The sequence below is a fragment of the Lysobacter korlensis genome (assembly GCF_042434515.1).
Genome location: NZ_JBHLTG010000012.1, coordinates 107,102 through 124,749 on the forward strand (window position 1 = coordinate 107,102; position 17,648 = coordinate 124,749).

17 protein-coding genes and 1 tRNA gene are annotated in these 17,648 nt (G+C 70.0%); 2 read left to right on the forward strand and 16 right to left on the reverse strand.

Annotated elements, in window-relative coordinates; translation table 11 throughout:
- Positions 1-16: 16 nt before the first annotated feature.
- Positions 17-1,252, forward strand: coding sequence for a winged helix-turn-helix domain-containing protein (locus tag ACFFGH_RS31200; RefSeq protein WP_386676237.1), 1,236 nt, complete (start codon positions 17-19; stop codon positions 1,250-1,252).
- Between the two features lie 14 nt (positions 1,253-1,266).
- On the opposite strand, the gene ACFFGH_RS31205 is transcribed toward ACFFGH_RS31200, so the two are convergent.
- The gene (locus ACFFGH_RS31205; protein ID WP_386676239.1) at positions 1,267-1,932 is read right to left on the reverse strand and encodes a GAP family protein; all 666 of its coding nucleotides are present in this window, start codon (positions 1,930-1,932) and stop codon (positions 1,267-1,269) included.
- Complete coding sequence (locus tag ACFFGH_RS31210) at positions 1,929-2,459, reverse strand: TetR/AcrR family transcriptional regulator (RefSeq protein ID WP_386676241.1); 531 nt, start codon at positions 2,457-2,459, stop codon at positions 1,929-1,931. Before ACFFGH_RS31210 ends, ACFFGH_RS31205 begins: the two co-directional genes overlap by 4 nt.
- On the opposite strand from ACFFGH_RS31210, the gene ACFFGH_RS31215 reads away from it, so the two are divergent.
- Positions 2,452-3,714, forward strand: coding sequence for a hypothetical protein (locus ACFFGH_RS31215; RefSeq protein ID WP_386676243.1), 1,263 nt, complete (start codon positions 2,452-2,454; stop codon positions 3,712-3,714). The two genes, ACFFGH_RS31210 and ACFFGH_RS31215, sit on opposite strands and share 8 nt — an antisense overlap.
- Here the strand turns inward: ACFFGH_RS31215 and ACFFGH_RS31220 are convergent.
- The 14 genes from ACFFGH_RS31220 to ACFFGH_RS31285 all read right to left on the reverse strand — a co-directional run.
- Positions 3,711-4,595, reverse strand: a complete 885-nt coding sequence (locus ACFFGH_RS31220; RefSeq protein ID WP_386676245.1) for a M48 family metallopeptidase — start codon at positions 4,593-4,595, stop codon at positions 3,711-3,713. The genes ACFFGH_RS31215 and ACFFGH_RS31220 overlap by 4 nt on opposite strands.
- Positions 4,596-4,625: 30 nt before the next feature.
- On the reverse strand, positions 4,626-5,192 hold the full coding sequence (locus tag ACFFGH_RS31225) for a LemA family protein (RefSeq protein ID WP_386676247.1): 567 nt from the start codon (positions 5,190-5,192) through the stop codon (positions 4,626-4,628).
- A gap of 123 nt (positions 5,193-5,315) precedes the next feature.
- A complete protein-coding gene (locus ACFFGH_RS31230; protein ID WP_386676249.1) occupies positions 5,316-5,471 on the reverse strand; it encodes a hypothetical protein in 156 nt (51 codons plus the stop codon).
- Between the two features lie 155 nt (positions 5,472-5,626).
- The gene (locus tag ACFFGH_RS31235; protein WP_386676250.1) at positions 5,627-6,631 is read right to left on the reverse strand and encodes an acyltransferase family protein; all 1,005 of its coding nucleotides are present in this window, start codon (positions 6,629-6,631) and stop codon (positions 5,627-5,629) included.
- Between the two features lie 72 nt (positions 6,632-6,703).
- Positions 6,704-6,777: transfer RNA gene (locus ACFFGH_RS31240), tRNA-Leu, on the reverse strand.
- Positions 6,778-6,915: 138 nt separating this feature from the next.
- Positions 6,916-8,301, reverse strand: coding sequence for an NAD(P)/FAD-dependent oxidoreductase (locus ACFFGH_RS31245; RefSeq protein ID WP_386676252.1), 1,386 nt, complete (start codon positions 8,299-8,301; stop codon positions 6,916-6,918).
- A gap of 39 nt (positions 8,302-8,340) precedes the next feature.
- Positions 8,341-9,582: a S8 family peptidase gene (locus tag ACFFGH_RS31250; RefSeq protein ID WP_386676254.1), complete on the reverse strand. Its 1,242-nt coding sequence runs from the start codon at positions 9,580-9,582 to the stop codon at positions 8,341-8,343.
- On the reverse strand, positions 9,579-10,112 hold the full coding sequence (locus ACFFGH_RS31255) for a DUF501 domain-containing protein (RefSeq protein WP_386676256.1): 534 nt from the start codon (positions 10,110-10,112) through the stop codon (positions 9,579-9,581). Before ACFFGH_RS31255 ends, ACFFGH_RS31250 begins: the two co-directional genes overlap by 4 nt.
- Positions 10,109-10,621, reverse strand: a complete 513-nt coding sequence (locus ACFFGH_RS31260; protein ID WP_386676258.1) for an FtsB family cell division protein — start codon at positions 10,619-10,621, stop codon at positions 10,109-10,111. Before ACFFGH_RS31260 ends, ACFFGH_RS31255 begins: the two co-directional genes overlap by 4 nt.
- 58 nt (positions 10,622-10,679) lie before the next feature.
- Entirely contained in the window at positions 10,680-11,960 is a 1,281-nt protein-coding gene (eno, locus tag ACFFGH_RS31265) for a phosphopyruvate hydratase (protein WP_386676260.1), read from the reverse strand.
- Positions 11,961-12,042: 82 nt separating this feature from the next.
- A complete protein-coding gene (hisS, locus tag ACFFGH_RS31270; protein WP_386676262.1) occupies positions 12,043-13,293 on the reverse strand; it encodes a histidine--tRNA ligase in 1,251 nt (416 codons plus the stop codon).
- A 401-nt stretch (positions 13,294-13,694) separates the two neighbouring features.
- Positions 13,695-14,357 carry a nucleoside triphosphate pyrophosphohydrolase gene (gene mazG / locus ACFFGH_RS31275; protein WP_386676264.1) on the reverse strand — a complete coding sequence of 221 codons (663 nt, stop codon included), beginning with the start codon at positions 14,355-14,357 and terminating at the stop codon, positions 13,695-13,697.
- Positions 14,354-15,187 (reverse strand): hypothetical protein, encoded by an 834-nt coding sequence (locus ACFFGH_RS31280; protein ID WP_386676266.1) that lies wholly within the window; start codon positions 15,185-15,187, stop codon positions 14,354-14,356. The genes mazG and ACFFGH_RS31280 overlap by 4 nt, the downstream gene beginning before the upstream one ends.
- Positions 15,184-17,648 (reverse strand): DUF4062 domain-containing protein (locus ACFFGH_RS31285; RefSeq protein WP_386676268.1); only part of this gene is annotated, 2,465 nt, incomplete at its 5' end. The genes ACFFGH_RS31280 and ACFFGH_RS31285, both read right to left, overlap by 4 nt.

Below are 17,648 nucleotides of genomic sequence, written 5' to 3' on the forward strand. Positions count from 1 at the left end.
CGCTACGGTTGAAGCGATGCCCGACTCCCTCTCCCCCGCGCAGGCGCGCCGGATCGCGCTGGCCGCGCAGGGTTTCGGCCGCGCAAGGCCGGCGACCGTCGGCACGCGTCAGCTGAACTCGCTCATCCGGTCTCTCGGCGTGCTCCAGCTGGACTCGGTCAACGTCTTCGAGCGCAGCCACTACCTGCCCGTGTTCGCGCGACTTGGTGCCTACGACAAAGCCGACCTCGACCGGCTCACCTTCCAGGGCGCCGGTCCGCGCGCGCGGTACTTCGAGTACTGGGCACACGAGGCCGCGATCGTGCCGGTCGAGTGGCTGCCGCTCTTCCGCTGGAAGATGGAGGCGTTCCGCAAGCGCTCGAACGACGACCCGGACTCCTGGTCGCACGCCAACCGGCCGATGCTCGACTGGCTGCGCGCGGAGCTCGCCGAGAACGGACCCATGGCGGCCAGTGGGATCGAGCACGACGCCAACAAGCGCTCCGGCCCGTGGTGGGGCTGGTCGGATGTGAAGATCGGCCTCGAGGTGCTGTTCCGCTGGGGCGAGATCTTCTCCGCCGGCCGCACCAGGTTCGAGCGCCGCTACGGCCTCGCTGAGCAGGTGCTCCCTCCTGGCGCGCTCGACGTCGCGCTGCCGCGACCGGATGCGATCCGCGAGCTGATCCGGCACGCGGCGACGGCGCACGGGATCGGCACCGTGAAGGATCTGGCGGATTATTTCCGGCTGCCGACCGCGGATGCCAAGACGGCGATCACGGAGCTGGTCGACGCCGGAGAGCTGGCTCCGGTGTCCGTGCCGGGATGGAAGCAGCCCGCCTTCCTGCACCGCGGCGCCCGCATCCCCCGCCGCATCGAGACGACGGCGCTGCTGTCGCCGTTCGACCCGGTGGTGTGGGAACGCGACCGTGCCCTGCGCTTCTTCGACTTCCACTACCGGATCGAGATCTACACCCCCGCACCGAAGCGGGTCTTCGGGTACTACACGCTTCCGGTGCTGATGGACGACCGGATCGTCGGCCGCATCGATCTGAAGAGCGATCGGCAAGCGCGGGTGCTGCGGGTCCAGTCCGCCTGGCGCGAGGACGGCGTCGGCGACGAGATCGTGGAGCGGATCGCGCCGCTGCTCCACGAGACACGGGCCTGGCAGGGCCTCGACAGCGTCGAGGTGATGGATCGGGGGAACCTCGCCGACGCGCTCGCCGCCGCGATGAGGACGGAGCCGAGCCGGTTGAGCGGCGAAGCGGCCGGCTAGCAGCGCACGGACGGCTATGGAATCCAGAACGGAATACTCCCCACAGCCACGGCCGCGAGCATCAGCGTGATCGCGATCGGGACGGAGCGCCGGACCGTTCCCCGGCTGAAGCGGGTCACCAGGGACTGCAGCCACGCGCGGGTGCGCTCGCGCGCGGCCAGCCCGACGACGAGCAGCACCAGACAGGGGACGCAATACACGACGGTGTAGCCGACGAGGATCAGCAACCCCTGCGAGGTCGGGACGCCGGCGTCCACCAGCCGTTCGATGGCGACGAAATAGGGGAAGGCGTTCGGCAGATCCGCCGACGTGACCAGCACGCCGAGGGGCAGCGCGGTCAGCGGACGGAACCACACGGGCAGCTCGATCGGCGTTCGACGCCGATCCCGCAGCCGCCGGATCCCGGCGAAGGCGAGAGCGATGGCCGCGGCACCGAATGCCACGAAGCGCAGCCCCAGCAGAACCCCGCCGATCGCGTCCGCGGCGGCTCCCGCGCTGAGGTAGAGCACCGTCCCCAGCGTCATCACCGCCAGCGCCGCACCGAGAATCGCCGCGAGCGCCGCCGATCCCGCCCGGCGGGGTGCAGCCAGCAGGATGAGGGTGACGGTCACGATCGTGGCCGGATTGAACGCGTCCAGTGCCGCGAGCCCTGCGATCCCCCAGAGCAGGCCGGCGGTCATGCGCCCTGCCCCCGGCGCTGCGCCACCAGCCGTTCCACCAGCTCGTCGAGCTCCTGCCCGGAATCGCGATCAGCCGTGCCCACCAGCGCATTCATGGCGAGACCGTCACCGACGAGCCGGATGATGCGAGCCAGCACGCGATCGCCGATCTCCTCGGCGATCAGACGCTCCCAGCGCCGGATCGCCTCGGTCGCGGCCTGGACGGTGACCGTGCCTGGTTCACCGAGGGCGTGGTGCGCGATCGCCATGGCGCGGAACACCTCGAGGTCCTCACCGACAGGCACCGACAGACGGAGCCATGCGGAGGCCGCCGTTCCGGCTCGGGCCGCCGCAGTCATGGCCAGGTCGACGTCGGCCAGCGCCTGCTGAGCGAGTCCATCCACCAGCGCGGCGCGCGTGGGGAAATGGTGGATCAGCCCGCCTTTCGAGACGCCCGCCGCATCCGCGACCGTGTTGAGTGAGGGGACGACACCGTGGTGCAGGGTGAGCCGCCGGGTCTCGGCCAGGATCCGTTCGCGCATGTCCATGAAACCCATGCTCGCACACATACCGACCGGTCGGTCGGTGAACGACTCCGCGGGCGTCGACCAAAGCCCGCCTGGGGCGTGGCGGCGCGTTCCGGACCACAACATCGGCCACCATGAGCTGGTGATCTCACCCCGACAGGTCGCCCCGATCGCGGGTCTCGCTCTGCTCTTGGCGGGGTGCGCGCCGACGGCCGCCACCCCCACGCCCGGTGCAACCGCGGACACGACTCCGAGCGCGACTCCAACCCCGACGCCGACACCGGCCGCCCACACGGCGCCGGAACCGGCGCTGGATCTGGCGTGCGCGGACCTCGCTGATCCCGGCGCCATCGATGCGGCGCTCACCGACGCCGTCGAGCCGTCCGGACAGCCCTTCGCCGACCTGAGTGCCGGAGAGGGTCCGCTCGCATACGCCCTGCCGCAGCTCGGCGGCCTCAACTGCCACTGGAGCAACGGAACGCCGGAGTACGACGATTCTGGGGCGACGAATCCCGACCACGTGGCGCTGCACGTACTGCTCCTCACGGACGCGACCGCGGACGACACGAACGGTCTCGGGGACGGCGAGCAGTGCCACGACGCCGGCGGCGACGGGGCAGTCACATGCCTCCGGGAGATCATGCTCGGCGACCGCTGGCTGAATGTGCGGGCGATCGGCGTCCGGACGGACGGCGGGAGCGCAGCCGCGCTCCCCACGGCCGGCCCGCTGTTCGACGCGGTCCAGTCCGCAGTGACCTCGGCGGCCGACCGAGAGACGTCGTGGGAACCGCCGGCAGACACCCTCCCGATCGCCGGTCGATGCGAGCAGCTCATCGACGGCGAGACGCTCACGGGCATCTTCGGCACCGCGACTCCGCTCGTCGCAGGCCGGAACATGGGGGGATGGAGCCTCGAGGCCGCATCCTGGAAACGCCTGGACGCGATGCCGTGCCAGCTCCTGTTCAGCTCAGCCGATAGCGGGGTGGGCATCGTGAGCTGGCTGTCCGGCGGGGACTGGGCGTTCCCATCCGCCGACGCCGACGCCGAAGTCGTCGAGGTGGATGGGTTGCAGGGCGACGACCGGCTGATGGTGAACTGCCGGGAGACCATGGCTGTGCAGTCGTGCTCCGCCGATCTCGCGGTTGGCCACAGCTGGGTCCGCGTCACGACGCGCGCGGCCGAGCAGGACGCTCCCGCGGCGTACGACTACGAGATCGCACCGCGCGACTCGGCGGTCGCCGTCGCGGAGGCGATTCTGGCGAGGCTCCGCGCCTAGAACCGTCGGGAGTTCTCCAGCAGCCGACGGACGCGGTCCGGGATCGGCGGGTGGGTCGAGAACAGGCGGTCGACGATGCCGGGGCGCGTGGGGTCGGAGATCCACATGTGGGCCATCGTCGAGTGCTGCTTGCGCAGCGGGCGGCCGTACTCCCCCAGCTTGTGCAGTGCGCTCGCCAGCGCTTCCGGGTGCCGGGTCGTGAGGGCGCCCGTGGCGTCGGCAAGGTATTCGCGCTGGCGGGAGATCGCCGCCTGCACCACGGTCGCGACGATCGGGGCGATGATCATCGCCGCAAGCCCGAGGATGAGGATGATCGGGTTCCCGCCGTTGTTGCGATTGCCGCGCGAGAAGAACGACATCCGGAGCAGGATCTCCGAGATCAGGCCGACGGCCACGACGAGCCCGAAGACCATCGTCGTGACCCGGATGTCGTAGTTCTTGACGTGCCCCATCTCGTGCGCCATCACGCCCTCGAGTTCCGAGTCGGTCATGATCTCGAGCAGTCCCGTGGTCGCCGCGACGACGGCGTGCTCCGGGTCGCGGCCGGTCGCGAACGCGTTCGGCGCCGGGTCGTCGACGATGTAGACCTTCGGCATCGGCATGCCCAGCGTGATCGAGAGGTTCTCCACGATCCGGTACAACCGCGGGTTGTCGGCCTTGCCGATCTCCCTGGCGCCGCTCATGGCCACCGCCTGGCGGCCGGCAGCGAAGTACTGGAACACCGCATACGCCGTCGCACCGATGAGCGTGCCGATGAAGATGGTCCAGCTGCCGTCGCCGTAGTACCAATTCGCGACGAGGCCGAGCGCGCCGATGATCAGGATGAACAGCAGGATGATGAAGACGGTGTTGCGCTTGTTCTTCGCGATCGCGCTGTACATGTCAGATCACCCGGCCCGTTGGGCGGAGCGCTAGAACTGGACTCGCGGCGGCTCGGCGATCGCAGCCGGCTCGTCCACCTCGAAGAACTCGCGCTCGGTGAATCCGAGGTTCCGGACGAACAGCGTGTTCGGGAACGTCTTGATCTTCGTGTTGAGGTCGCGGACCCCGCCGTTGTAGAACCGCCGGGCGGCCTGAATCTTGTCCTCGGTGTCGACGAGCTCCGACTGCAGCTGCAGGAAATTCTGGCTGGCCTGCAGCTGCGGGTACGCCTCGGCGACCGCGAACACGCTCTTCAGCGCCTGCTGCATGTGGTTCTCAGCCATCGACGCCTCGACCGGCGTCGTCGCTGTCAGTGTCTCGGCACGAGCGCGCGTGACGTTCTCGAACACCTGCTTCTCGTGCGCCGCATAGCCCTTCACGGCCTCGATGATGTTCGGGATCAGGTCGGCCCTGCGTTTGAGCTGCACGGTGATGTCGCTCCAGGCCTCGTCGACCCGCACGCCGAGGGTCACCAGCGAGTTGTACGTCGACCAGAGGTAGATGCCGACGATGACGACGAGCAGCACCAGCACGCCGACGATGATGAGCCATTCCATACCGGAAACTATACGGGGAGCGGGCTCTGCGCGGAGGGGGTGAGCGCTGAGGGCGAGCGGCACATCCGCCATCCGTTCGCTCTACGCTGTGGGGCGCATCCGTTGCTCATGGAGCGTGAGCAGTCACCAGCTCAGGAGCGCCTGGACGCCGAGGTAGCCCATGTAGATGGCCGCGATGGCGAACAGGATCGACAGCGTCACCAGCACGCGCGTGATGATGCGCTGCCTCGAGCTGTTCCCGGCATGGGCGTGCCGAGGGGACTTGTCGGGAAAGGTCATGGTCGGGTTCCTGAACTCATTCGGCACCACGACCCGGGCCAAGGGGTAAGCAGCCCGGTTCACGGTGGGTCCGGGCGGGACTCGGGGAAAGTCCCGCAGGTGTCCTCATTATGGAGGACATTCCGAGCCGAGCGGAACACCGCGAAAGGGGGGCGTCAGGCGCGGGGCACCGGGATGCGCCGGGGACGGAGCTCGGGAAGGCGGAACACAATCCGGCATCCGCGTTCGAAGACCCGCGCCGAGAACAGCGCGGTCAGCACGACGGCAGTCAGGAATGCGACGGTGACCGCGACCGCGGCGGGCGCTTCGCCACCCCAGGCGCCCAACGCGACGGCGTACAGCTCGACGGCGAAGACATGGAAGAGGAACACTGCGAGGCTGTGACGACCGGGCCGCTCCAGCACGGGCATCCGCGCCGGCGCCAGCATCAGCAGGGCGACGACGCCGGTCGCGGCCACGGCCATCACCCCGATGCGACCGATCGCGCCGGGCACGACGGCGACGCCGAGCTGCTGATAGCCCCAGTTGCCGAACAGCCAGTGCGGGTCGCCGTTCGCCGCGAAGATCACCGCGACACCCACGAGGAACGCGCCTCCCACGGCTGCCTTGGCGCCGGCCGGAGCCGTCGGGAGCGCGATCATGGCCCGCTTCCCCCAGATGTACCCGGCGATGAAGAACGGCAGGAACACGGCCGCCCGGGAGAAGGCGAACCAGTTGCCGTGAACGTCGACGATGCCGACGGCGACGGCGACCACGACCGAGGTGAGCAGAGCGGCGCGCGGGAAGCGGGCGATGAGCGGCATCAGTGCCTGCCACCAGATCATCGCCATCACGTACCAGAGCACCCAGTACGGCGAGTACCAGTTGGCGATGGGGTGGCCGATCAGCCACCCGAACGCGAGGAACAGCACCTGGAACACCACGAGGACGGACACCAGCCTGGCGATCCGCAGCGGCACCTGGTCCGCTTTGGCGTGGATCCCGGTAAGGAAGACGAACGCCGGCATGTGGAACGCGTAGAGCACCGTCAGGAGGGCCCGCTGCGGCGGATCGGCCCAGCCCCAGCCGCCGTGCGTCTCCAGGAGGTGCCCGAAGACCACGGAAAGGATCAGTCCGCCGCGGAGGACGTCGAGACGGCGATCGCGGAGCACGACATCCATGGTCGCATCCCGATCGACGACCGACGGACGCGCACCCCGGTGGGGCTCCACTCCGCGCGGCTGTCGGCTCGGTGCCCCCGGTGGGACTCGAACCCACACTGCGGCGATTTTAAGTCGCCTGCCTCTGCCGATTGGGCTACGGGGGCGCGCCGCACAGCCTATCGACGAAGCCCGCGGTCCCCGGTCACCGCGTACACAGTCCCTGAGTTCGTCGAAGGGATGAGGACAGAAACGTGTGGAATCTTTTCGACAGGCTCAATGACCGGGTCGGACGTGAGCGGGGCTCAGGAGCGGGCGCTGACTTTCACGCGCGCTGGCTCTTGGGGTGCCGCCGCGGCCTCGGGAGCGGCGGGGCGGGGCCGCGACGCGAAGGTCTCGAAGGCGACGCGCGGCTGCTCGCGTGCTGCGATCGACACGATGTCGCGGCGGAGGAAGAAGTTCAGGATCCAGTTCGTGAAGACGCGGATCTTGCGCTCCCACATCGGGATCGCGAGGCCGTGGTAACCGCGGTGCATGAACCAGGCCGGGAGCCCCTTGATGGCGATCTTGCCGCTCTGGAACACGCCCTCGCCGAGTCCGAAGCTCGCCACGGCGCCGAGGTTCTCGTGGTAGTACTCCGCCGGAGCCTCCCCCCGGAGGGAACCGGCGATGTTCTTCGCGAGCAGCTTGCCTTGACGGACGGCGTGCTGCGCGTTCGGCACGGTATAGCCGCCGACGCCCTTGCCGGTGAGGTCCGGAACGGCGGCGACATCGCCGGCGCCCCAGGCATCCGGCACGATGGAGCCGTCCTCGTTGACCACACGCAGGTCCGCCTGCACCCGCAGCCGGCCCCGCTCCTCGGTGGGGAGGTCGGTGTTGCGCAGCACCGGGTTGGCCATGACGCCCGCGGTCCACACGATGGTGTCCGACTCGAACGTCTCGCCGGTGGAGAGCTCGATGACGCCACCGACTGCGCTCGTGAGCTGGGTGTCGAGGTGCACCTGGGCGCCGCGCTGGGCGAGGTTCTTCAGCACCCAGAGGCTGGTCTTGTGCGACACCTCCGGCATGATCCGGCCCATCGCCTCGATGAGGTGGAAGGTGGTGTCGTCGAAGGTGAGGTTCGGGTAGTACCGCAGCAGCGCGCTCGCGAGGCTGCGCATCTCGCCGAACACCTCGATGCCGGCGAAGCCGCCGCCGACCACCACGAAGGTGAGCAGCCGGTCACGCTCCCGGCCGGCGGGCAGGTTGGCGGCCTTCGCGAAGTTCGTGAGGATGCGGTCCCGCACCGCGATGGCCTCTTCGATGTTCTTCAGGCCGATTGCTTCGTCCGCAACGCCCGGGATCGGGAAGGTCCGAGAGACGGATCCGGCGGTGACGACCACCTGGTCGTACTCCTCGAGCCACGGGTCCCCCACCTCGGGAGTGATCGTCGCCGTCTTGGTGGCGTGGTTGATCTCGGTGACCTTCGCGGTGATCACGTTGGTGTACTTCAGGTGCCGGCGCTGTGAGACGACCGCGTGCCGGGGCTCGATGCTCCCGGCGGCGACCTCCGGCAGGAACGGCTGGTACGTCATGTACGGCAGCGGGTCCACCATCGTCACCTGCGCCTCTCCGGGACGCAGCCACTTCTCGAGCTTCAGAGCGGTGTAGAAGCCGGCGTAGCCGCCGCCGACGATGAGGATCTTGGGCACGATGGAGGATCTCCTAGCTCGATGAAGTCGCGTGCAAATCTACCGCGTGCGCCGCGCCATTCCGAATTGCCTGACCGCCCGCATCAGAAGCACGATCAGCAGGGTCGAGAAGCCGGTCAGGACCAGCAGCGGGATGCCGACGAACTGGAGCTGATTCAGCGTCGGGTAGAGGGTCCCGGCGAGGGTCCGCTCGGGGGGCGGGGCAGAGCTCTCGGGCGGTGCGGTCGGCGCCGCCGTCGCCGTCGGCACGGCATCCGCACGGCGGTAGATGCGGATCCAATCCGCCAGATCCCCCATCGGGTTGGCCGTGACGGGCTCCACCTCGGCGGCCACCGCGGCCGCCGCGTCGATCAGTCCGCGCCCGTAGGTGAAATCCGGTCCCGGAGGTCCGACGTCACGCGCCGTGGCGGTGACCCGGTGGATGACGTTGGCGGCGTCGAGGTCTGGATACGCTGCGCGGACGAGCGCCACCACACCGGCCACGATCGGCGTCGCCCCGCTCGTTCCGCTCCAGGTGGCGTACCCGCCGCCGGGCAGTGCGCCGACGAGCTCTTCACTGGGGGCCGCGACCCCGATGGTGACGCCCTGGCTCGACGCGTCCCAGCTGGCCTCCCCGAACCGGTTCACGCCTCCGACGGTCAGCACCCCCGGCATGGTGGCGGGCGCTCCGACGACAACCGTGCCGCTGCCGCGATTGCCGGCGGCCGCGACGATCACCACGTCCTCTTCCATGGCGTACAGGAACGCGTCGTCCCAGCTCTCCGGCCAGTCGAGGGTGTTCCGGGTGAGCGACATGTTGATGACATCGGCACCGTTGTCGACGGCCCAGCGAACGGCGTTCGCGATCTGATCGTCGGAGTCGACGGAGCCCTCACCGAAGCCGATGGAGATGGACTGCACGGATGCGGACGGCGCGACGCCCAGCACCCCGTCCAGGCCCTGGGAGCCGACGCCGCGGCCGGCCGCGAGTGACGCGACCATGGTGCCGTGGCTGCTGCTCGCCGTGCCGACCGGTCGCTGCCCGTCGGGCGAGCCGACTCCGGAGAAGTCAGCGCCGCCGACCACGGCGCCGGCGAGGTCCGGATGGCTCGAGTCGACGCCGGTGTCGATGATCGCGATCTTCACCCCCTCGCCCGTCGTGGTGTTCCACGCCTCGCGGATGCCGTAGTCATCGAGCCAGTATTCGAGGTCCCTGATGACGTCCGCCGCTGCCGTCGCGGGCGTGCCCGCCAGCAGCGCGGCGACCAGCACGGTGGCCGCGGCGGCGCGGAGCCTGGTCATGCCGGTTCCTCAGCCCCGGTTCCGGCTGGGAAGGGCTCAAGGCACTCGCAGATCTCCGGGCTCCAGTCGGCGCGCTCCAGCGCGAGGTCCCCGATGGGATTGAGGCCCGGCCCGGCCGCGAGGGAGTGCGCCGCCAGGGCGTGCAGGCACTTCACACGCCCCGGCATGCCGCCCGCGGAGATGCCCGCGATCTCCGGCACGTGGTTGATGGATTCGCGGTCGTCGAGGTAGGCCTGGTGCGCCCGGGCGTAGGCGTCGGCCACGTCACCCTCGAGCAGTGCCGCGAGCTGCGGCATGTGGCCCTCCGCCTCGAGCGTCGACAGCGCGGCGGTGGCCGCCGGGTGGGTGAGGTAGTACAGCGTCGGGAACGGGGTGCCGTCGTCCAGTCGCGGCCGCGTGGCCACGACGGTCGGCGCGCCGCACACGCAGCGGGCTGCGATGCCGAGCACGCCGCGGGCCGGCCGACCCAGCTGGCGGGACACGGCCTCGATCTCGGCCGCCGTCGGCGGCGCGAAGGGGGGCCTGGTCATTGGTTCTCGGACTCTGCCGCTTCTTCGCTCTCTGCCGGCTGCGGCTCCGGATCGCTCAGTCCGGCACTCATCACGGAGCCGACCACCGAGCGCACCCAGTCCACCTGCCCGGTCTGGATCTCGTCGGAGATGGGAAGCCCATCTCCCTCCTGTGTCGGAAGCGCGTCATCGATGACGAGGTAGGTGATGTCGCCGGGGAACGCGTACAGCAGCCGATCGCGGGCCTGCGCTTTGAGGAAGGACGGGTCGCTCCAGCGGTCGACCTCCTCCTGCAGCTGCGCCACGGTGCGCTCCGCCTCCGCCTTTTCCCGCTCCAGCTCTGCGATCTGCGCCCGCTGCTCCACCAGCACCTTCAGCGATGGAGCCAGGACCACGAGTCCGGCGATGACCAGGAACAGCACGGTGAGGGTGAACCCCGACATCCGGAAACCACGCAGCCAGCTCCCGGCAGCGGACCCGGTGTGGGCGTCCGCCTCGGGACGCTCTGCGACCTGGTGCCGGGTAGCCATGTTCCGATGCTAGGTCACGCTCGTGCGTGCCGCTCCCGCGACACCTCAGCCGCGGAACTCAGCCCTGGAAACGAGGGAAGGCGCTGCGACCGGCGTACTCGGCCGCGTCGCCCAGCTCCTCCTCGATACGAAGCAGCTGGTTGTACTTCGCCACCCGCTCGCTTCGCGCCGGGGCGCCGGTCTTGATCTGGCCGGCGTTCGTGCCCACGGCGATGTCGGCGATCGTGGTGTCCTCGGTCTCGCCGGAGCGGTGCGAGAGCACGGCCGTGTAGCCGCTGCGCTGCGCGAGGCTGACCGCGTCGAGCGTCTCGGTGAGCGTGCCGATCTGGTTCACCTTGACGAGGATCGAGTTGGCGGCGCCCTGGCCGATGCCGTCCTCGAGCCGCTTCGGGTTGGTGACGAAGAGGTCGTCACCGACGATCTGCACCCGGGAGCCCAGCTCGGAGGTCAGCTGCGCCCAGCCGTCCCAGTCATCCTCGGAGAGCGGGTCCTCGATCGTGACGAGCGGGTACGCCCCGAGCAGCTCGGTGTAGTAGGCGATCATCTCCTCGGCGCTGCGCTTCGTCGACTCGAAGGTGTACGAGCCGTTTCCGAAGAACTCGGTGGCGGCGACGTCGAGGCCGAGCGCGATGTCGTCGCCCGCGGTGAAGCCTGCCTTGCCGATGGCCTCGACCAGCAGGTCGAGCGCCGCCCGGTTGCTGTCGAGGCTCGGCGCGAAGCCGCCCTCGTCGCCCAGGCCGGTGGCGAGGCCCTTGCTCTTCAGGAGGCTCTTCAGCGCGTGGTAGGTCTCCGCGCCCCAGCGCAGGCCCTCGCTGAAGGTCTCCGCACCGATCGGCAGGATCATGAATTCCTGGATGTCGACGTTGGTGTCGGCGTGCGCGCCGCCGTTGATGACGTTCAGCATCGGCACCGGCAGCACGTGCGCGTTCGGTCCGCCGAGGTAGCGGAAGATCGGCAGGTCGGCGGAGTCGGCCGCCGCGCGCGCGACGGCGAGGCTGACGCCGAGGATCGCGTTGGCGCCGACGTTCTTCTTGTTCTCGCTGCCGTCGACCTCGATAAGGATCGCGTCGATGAGGCGCTGCTCGCTGGCCTCGAAGCCCTCGATCGCGGGGCCGAGCTCGTCGATCACGGCGGAGACGGCCTTCTGCACACCCTTGCCGAGGTAGCGGTCGTCGTCACCGTCGCGCAGCTCGTAGGCCTCGAAGGCGCCGGTGGACGCGCCGGACGGCACGGCGGCGCGGGAGACGGTGCCGTCATCCAGCAGCACCTCGACCTCGACGGTCGGGTTGCCCCGGGAGTCCAGGATCTCGCGGGCATTGACGGCGTCGATCAGGGCCACAGTGGCTCTCCTTCGTTCGAACTGGTCGTTTGGTGGAAGTCCGCGGATCATCCTAGACCGCGCGTGCGAACCGCCACTGACGTCAGGTGAGGTCGCGGAGCTCGAGATCGGCCGCCGCCTGAGTGTCGGGGCCGACGAACGCGAAGCGGGTGTAGCCCTCCCCCGCCAGCTGCTCGAGCTGTGTCTTCACGGTCTTCGCCCGCTTGGCCAGCCGCACGCGGTGACCGGCCCGGACGAGGTCCGCCTTGAGGCGGGCGAGGGCCGCCGGGGCGGCGCCGTCATGGAGGAGAGCGACGGCATCGGCGGCCGACTCGAGCGGGAGGTCCACCAGCTCGACGAGCCGCTCGAAGCCGAGCGAGAACCCGACAGCAGGCACCTCGGTGCCGAGGAACCGGCCGATCATCCCGTCGTACCGGCCTCCGCCGCCGAGCGAATACGGCAGGTCGGGATGCGCGACCTCGAAGATCGTGCCGGTGTAATAGCCCATGCCGCGCACCAGATCCGGCGAGAACACGAGCCTCGCCGACGGGATCGCGTCGCGCAGCTCGAGCAGCTCCCGGTATACGCCGCCGTCCAGCCACGCCGGGGCCTCCCCGTCGAGCAGTGACCAGCCGTCCCCGAGGGCGGCGAGCTCGTGGAGCGTGGCGCGGATGAGCTCCGCGTCGCCGAACTCGCGCTCGGCGAGCTCTGCGACCACACCGTCGACGCCGATCTTGTCCAGCTTGTCGAGGGTGACCAGCGCCGGCTCCCGCACCTCGGCGGGGACGCCCCACGCGGCGAGCAGGCGGCTGAGGATGCGCCGGTCGTTGATGCGGATGGTGCACTCGCGAAGGCCGAGCCGGTCCAGCACATCGGCGGTGGCGGTGATCAGCTCGATCTCGGCCAGCGCGCCCGGCTCCCCAAGGATGTCGATGTCGCACTGCACGAACTGCCGGAAGCGTCCCTTCTGGGGCCGTTCGGCCCGCCACACCGGGGCGATCTGGATCGCGCGGAACACGCTCGGCAGCTCCGCCCGGTGGGTCGCATAGAAGCGAGCCAGCGGCACGGTGAGGTCGAATCGCAGCCCCAGGTCGACGAGGTCCAGCGGCTCCCGCGCCGCGGCGATCGTCTCGCGCGTGAGCCCCCGCTTCAGCACGCCGAACGCCAGCTTCTCGTTGTCGCCGCCGAGGCCGGCATGCAGTCGGGCGCTGTCCTCCATCACGGGAGTCTCGATCTCGTCGAAGCCGTGATCGCGGTATGCCGCGCGGATCACGGAGAGGATCCGCTCTCGCCGCGCCTTCTCCGCAGGCAGGAAGTCGCGCATGCCACGGGGCGGGTTGACGGGAGCTGCCACGGCTCAATTCTGGCAGTTCGGGCGACGTGCCCCGGCCACCGGGAACTGTCCCCCGAATTGTGACGCGAGGAGCGCCCCGCTCGATTGAGAAATCCGGCGACGTGTGCCTATGATTGCTCGCCGCTGAGAGGATCCGGTTGCCCGGAACTGGTCGGCGTGGCTCCACCACAACTCTACGAAGCATGCAATGCTTCCGCCCGACGGGGCCGGCGCTTGGGTAAGCCGCCGTCCCGGGTTTGGTAGGCCCCCACACTAGTGCGGTTGTTCGCCTGCTGAGCCGAGGTGCCCCCTCCATTCGGGTTGGAGGGGGCACCTTCTTCTCGCCCTCGCCCTCGCCCGGGCCGCGACGTCGTGGGGGGTACGCCGTTCCAGCGGGAGTCTTCCCTCGGCGCGAGCTCCGGCTACGACGGGGATGGAGCCGCGGTCTCCGCCTCGCGGATCTCGTCGCCGAGGGCGCGGATGGCGGAACGCAGCGCCCGCTCAGCGTCGAGACCTGCGGCGGAGGACCTCGCCACGAGCGCGAGCAGCTGCCGTCCGAGCTGCTCCTCCGTGCCGGCGTGCGACGGGTCGGGCTGCGCCTCGACGGTCACCCCGACCTTCCCGGCGCGGCCGATCACCTTCGACGCGAGCGCCAGCGCAGGCATTCCGCGCGGGATGCCGTCCAGCACGCTGGTGCGGGCCGGCTTCTCTGCCTGCTTCAGCTGCTCCCAGCGCACCATCACCTCGTCCGGCGTGTCGGCGGTGGCGTCGCCGAACACGTGCGGGTGACGGCCGACCATCTTCGCCGTCATGTGCGCCGCGACGTCCTCGAGCGTGAACCTGCCCTCCTCCGCCGCGATGTCGGAGTGGAACAGCACCTGGTAGAGCACGTCGCCGAGCTCTTCGACCAACTCGTCGCGGTCACCGCTCTCGATGGCGTCGATCAGCTCGTAGGTCTCCTCGACCAGGTACTGCACCAAGGTCTCGTGCGTCTGCGCCCGGTCCCACGCGCATCCACCGGGAGCGCGGAGCCGTTCCATCACGGCGATCAGTTCATCGAGCTTCGGATGAGGCGCCTCGGTCATGCCCTCAATCTTGCCTCGGCCAGGCGAAGCGACCGCTCGCTCCAGAGGTAGAAGAGCACGTAGACGACTGCCGAGGCGAGAATGCCGGCCACGAAGAGGGGCGCGGCGGGACGCGACCACTGCAGGTCGCCGCCGCCGAGCACCAGGGCGCCGAGGATGAACAGAAGACTCACCAGCTGCGCCTGGAACATCCAGCGGAACGCGCTCCAGCGTGCGTCGACGAGCAGCCACAGGTTCACCATCCCTGGGAGCGTGAGCACCGCGCCGACGATGCGGCCCGTCAGCGGCGTCAGGTCCCACGCCCAGAGGGGGCCGAGGACCGCCGGGAAGAGGAACAGGGTGACGCCCGCGGCGAGCGCCGCAGCGCCGAGCAGAGCGAGGGCGACGCGGACCGCCCACGGCAGCACGACGTCGGTCTCCTCCAGGGTCCGTGGGTCCTCTCGCCAGTTCCACACGAGCACCAGCACAACGAGCACCGGGGTCGTCACGTACAGCGTCACCCAGGTCAGGAAGGAGATGTGCCCGAAGTGGAACCGGTCCCAGTGCAGGAACGTGGCGGCGGTGAGCAGCGTGGCGAAGAGCAGCACCGCGGGGAACCCGTACTTCACGCGGTGCCACCGGCCGACCGTCAGCACGCGCACGAAGAACCAGATGCCGCCGACATACGCCGACCCGAGGAAGAGCGCCGTGAGCGGCGGATCGATGGTCCATGCGAAATGCTGCTCGGTGTTCCCCGGCAGCACGTACAGCAGGAAGCTCGCCGCGATCAGGAACGGGATCAGCACCAGAGACAGCCACCACGTGTAGCGGCGCACCCGGTCCGTGGTCATCCGACCGCTCCGCTCACGGCTGCCCCCGTCGTCGATCCGATCGCCTCCTCGGGTGAGAGCATCCGCCCCGCGATGACGCCGCGCTCGAACACCTCTGCGTGCTCGCCCGCGCGCAGCCGATCGAGCACACGCTGGTGGAACGCGAACGCCGGCGGCTGGAAGAAGCCGGTCTGCTCCCGAAGGGTCGTCGCCGCGCCGAGCAGCAGGCCGGCCCGCTCCACATCACCACGAGCCTCTGCGACCCCGAGCAGCGTCTCCAGCGCGTACGCCACTCCCTCGTGATGGCCGACGCGACGCGAGTAGTCCAGCGCCTGGAGCACGACCCGCTCCGCCGCATCAGCATCGCCCTCCGCGAGGTGCGCCCAGGCTCGATGATTCAGCGCGATCGTCAGGACGAACCCGTTCCGGCTCAGCCGCGCCAGCCGCAGGGCTTCCTCGAGCACCGGCACCGCGTCGGACAGGTTCTGATGCAGCAGATACAGCCGCCCGAGCGTCGCCAGCGCGACTGCCTCGGCCCACTGCGTGCCGTCTTCCCGGAAGAGCGCCGCACTGCGCTGCAGCACCTCCACCGACGGCTTGGGGTCCGGGGAGGCGATCAGGAAGGCGAGCCCAAGCGACGTGGTCGCATGCCCCTCCCCATACCGGTCGCCCGCGCGCCGGTAGAGCGCTGCGCTCTCGAGCAGCTGCGGCACGATCTGCTCGGTGGGCCCCTGCCAGTACGTCACCACGCTGTTGGTGTACAGCACGAACGCGCGCGTGACATCGGACAGCGCGTCGCCCGATTCGAGCACCTCGTCCATCCAGCCGCGCACCTCGCCGAGCTGCCCGCCGAGCCACCAGTAGAGGAAGAGCCGCCGGGCGAAGCGCGCGGCGGCATCCCAGTCGCGGACCTCCAGCAGGTGGCGGACCGCGGCTCGCAGGTTGTCGTTCTCGTCGCGGAGCAGCGCGACACTCTCCGCCTGCCGGAAGCCGGCGAGCTCCGGCTCAATGAGTTCGGCGAGCCCCGTGTAGTACCGCGCGTGCCGGTCACGGTACGTCCGAAGCGCGCCGGCCGCCTCGAGCTGCTCCAGCGCGTACTCGCGCACTGTGGCGAGCAGCACGAAATAGGTGCGGCCGTTCCGGTCGTGCTGCCGGACGAGACTGTTGTCGACGAGGCCGCCCAGCAACATCAGCACATCCGGCGAAGTCTCTTCCGCGGCCACCCGCTCGACCGCCTCCAGGGAGAAGCGCCCGGCGAAGACCCCGAGCGTCGCGAGAAGCGCCTTCTCCTCCTCGCCGAGCAGCTGCGTGCTCCACTCGATGGTGCTGCGCAGCGCCTGCTGGCGCGGCGGCAGATCCCGACGGCCCCCGACCAGCAGCGCCAGCTGCCGGTCCAGCCGCTCGAGCAGCGCGGCGGGCGAGAGGATGCGGATCCGGGCGGCCGCCAGCTCCAGGGCGAGCGGCACCCCCTCCAGCGCCACGCAGATCCGCTCGACCGCCCCCAGGTTCTCCGGGGTGAGCTCGAAATCCGGCTTCACCGCGCGCGCACGCTGCACGAAGAGCGCCACCGATGCGGGCAGCTGCCGGGAGCGACGGCCGGTCGGCAGCCCGAGCGGCCCCACCTCGAAGCTGTGCTCCCCAGCGACCCTGAGCAGCGCCCGGCTGGTGACGAGCACCTTCAGCTGAGGCGCGGCCTCCAGCAGCGCCACCACGAACGGAGCAGCGCTCAGCACCTGCTCGAAGTTGTCGAGCACCAGCAGCGCCCGCCGGTGCCGCAGCGCGGTGACGATCTTGTCCTCCAGCGGCATCCCGCCCGCATCGCGCACGCCCAGCGCCTGTGCGATCGCGGTCGGCACCAGAGCTGCGTCGTCGACCGGGGCGAGCGGCACGAACACCACGCCTCCGGGGAACGCCGCGGTCTCGCCTGCGGCGACGTCGATCGCGAGCCGGCTCTTGCCGATGCCGCCCGGCCCGACCAGCGTCACCATCCGCACCTCCGGCCGGGCGAGCAGCGTGTGGATGCGAGCCACCTCATCGTCCCGGCCGATCAACTCGGTCAGCGGGGCGGGGAGCATGCTCCGCTGACGCACCCCGGCCGGCTCGGCGGGCTGCGCGTGCGCGGCCGACGCCCTGCTGAGGTCGAAGCGCTCCGCCAGCAACACCGCCAGGTCGCCCTGCAGCAGCTCGCCCAGCTCGGACGCGTCCGCGAAGTACTTGAAGGACGCCATGTCGTCGCTGCGGATGCGGTCGAGCAGCGCGCGCAGCCGCGGCTCGCGCTCCCCCGCTGTCTCCTTGATGTACATGAGCCGTGGCATCGTGGGCGGCGCCAGGTTGAACTCGTCCTCGAGCCCGGAGACGTCCTCCCCCGGCGCCACCCAGCCGTAGTTCTCCCAGTAGATCCCGACGAACACGTCGCTCTGCTCCAGGTATGCCCGGTACAGGTCGCGCGGCGGATGCGGGCGCGCGCCGAGCTCGAACATCA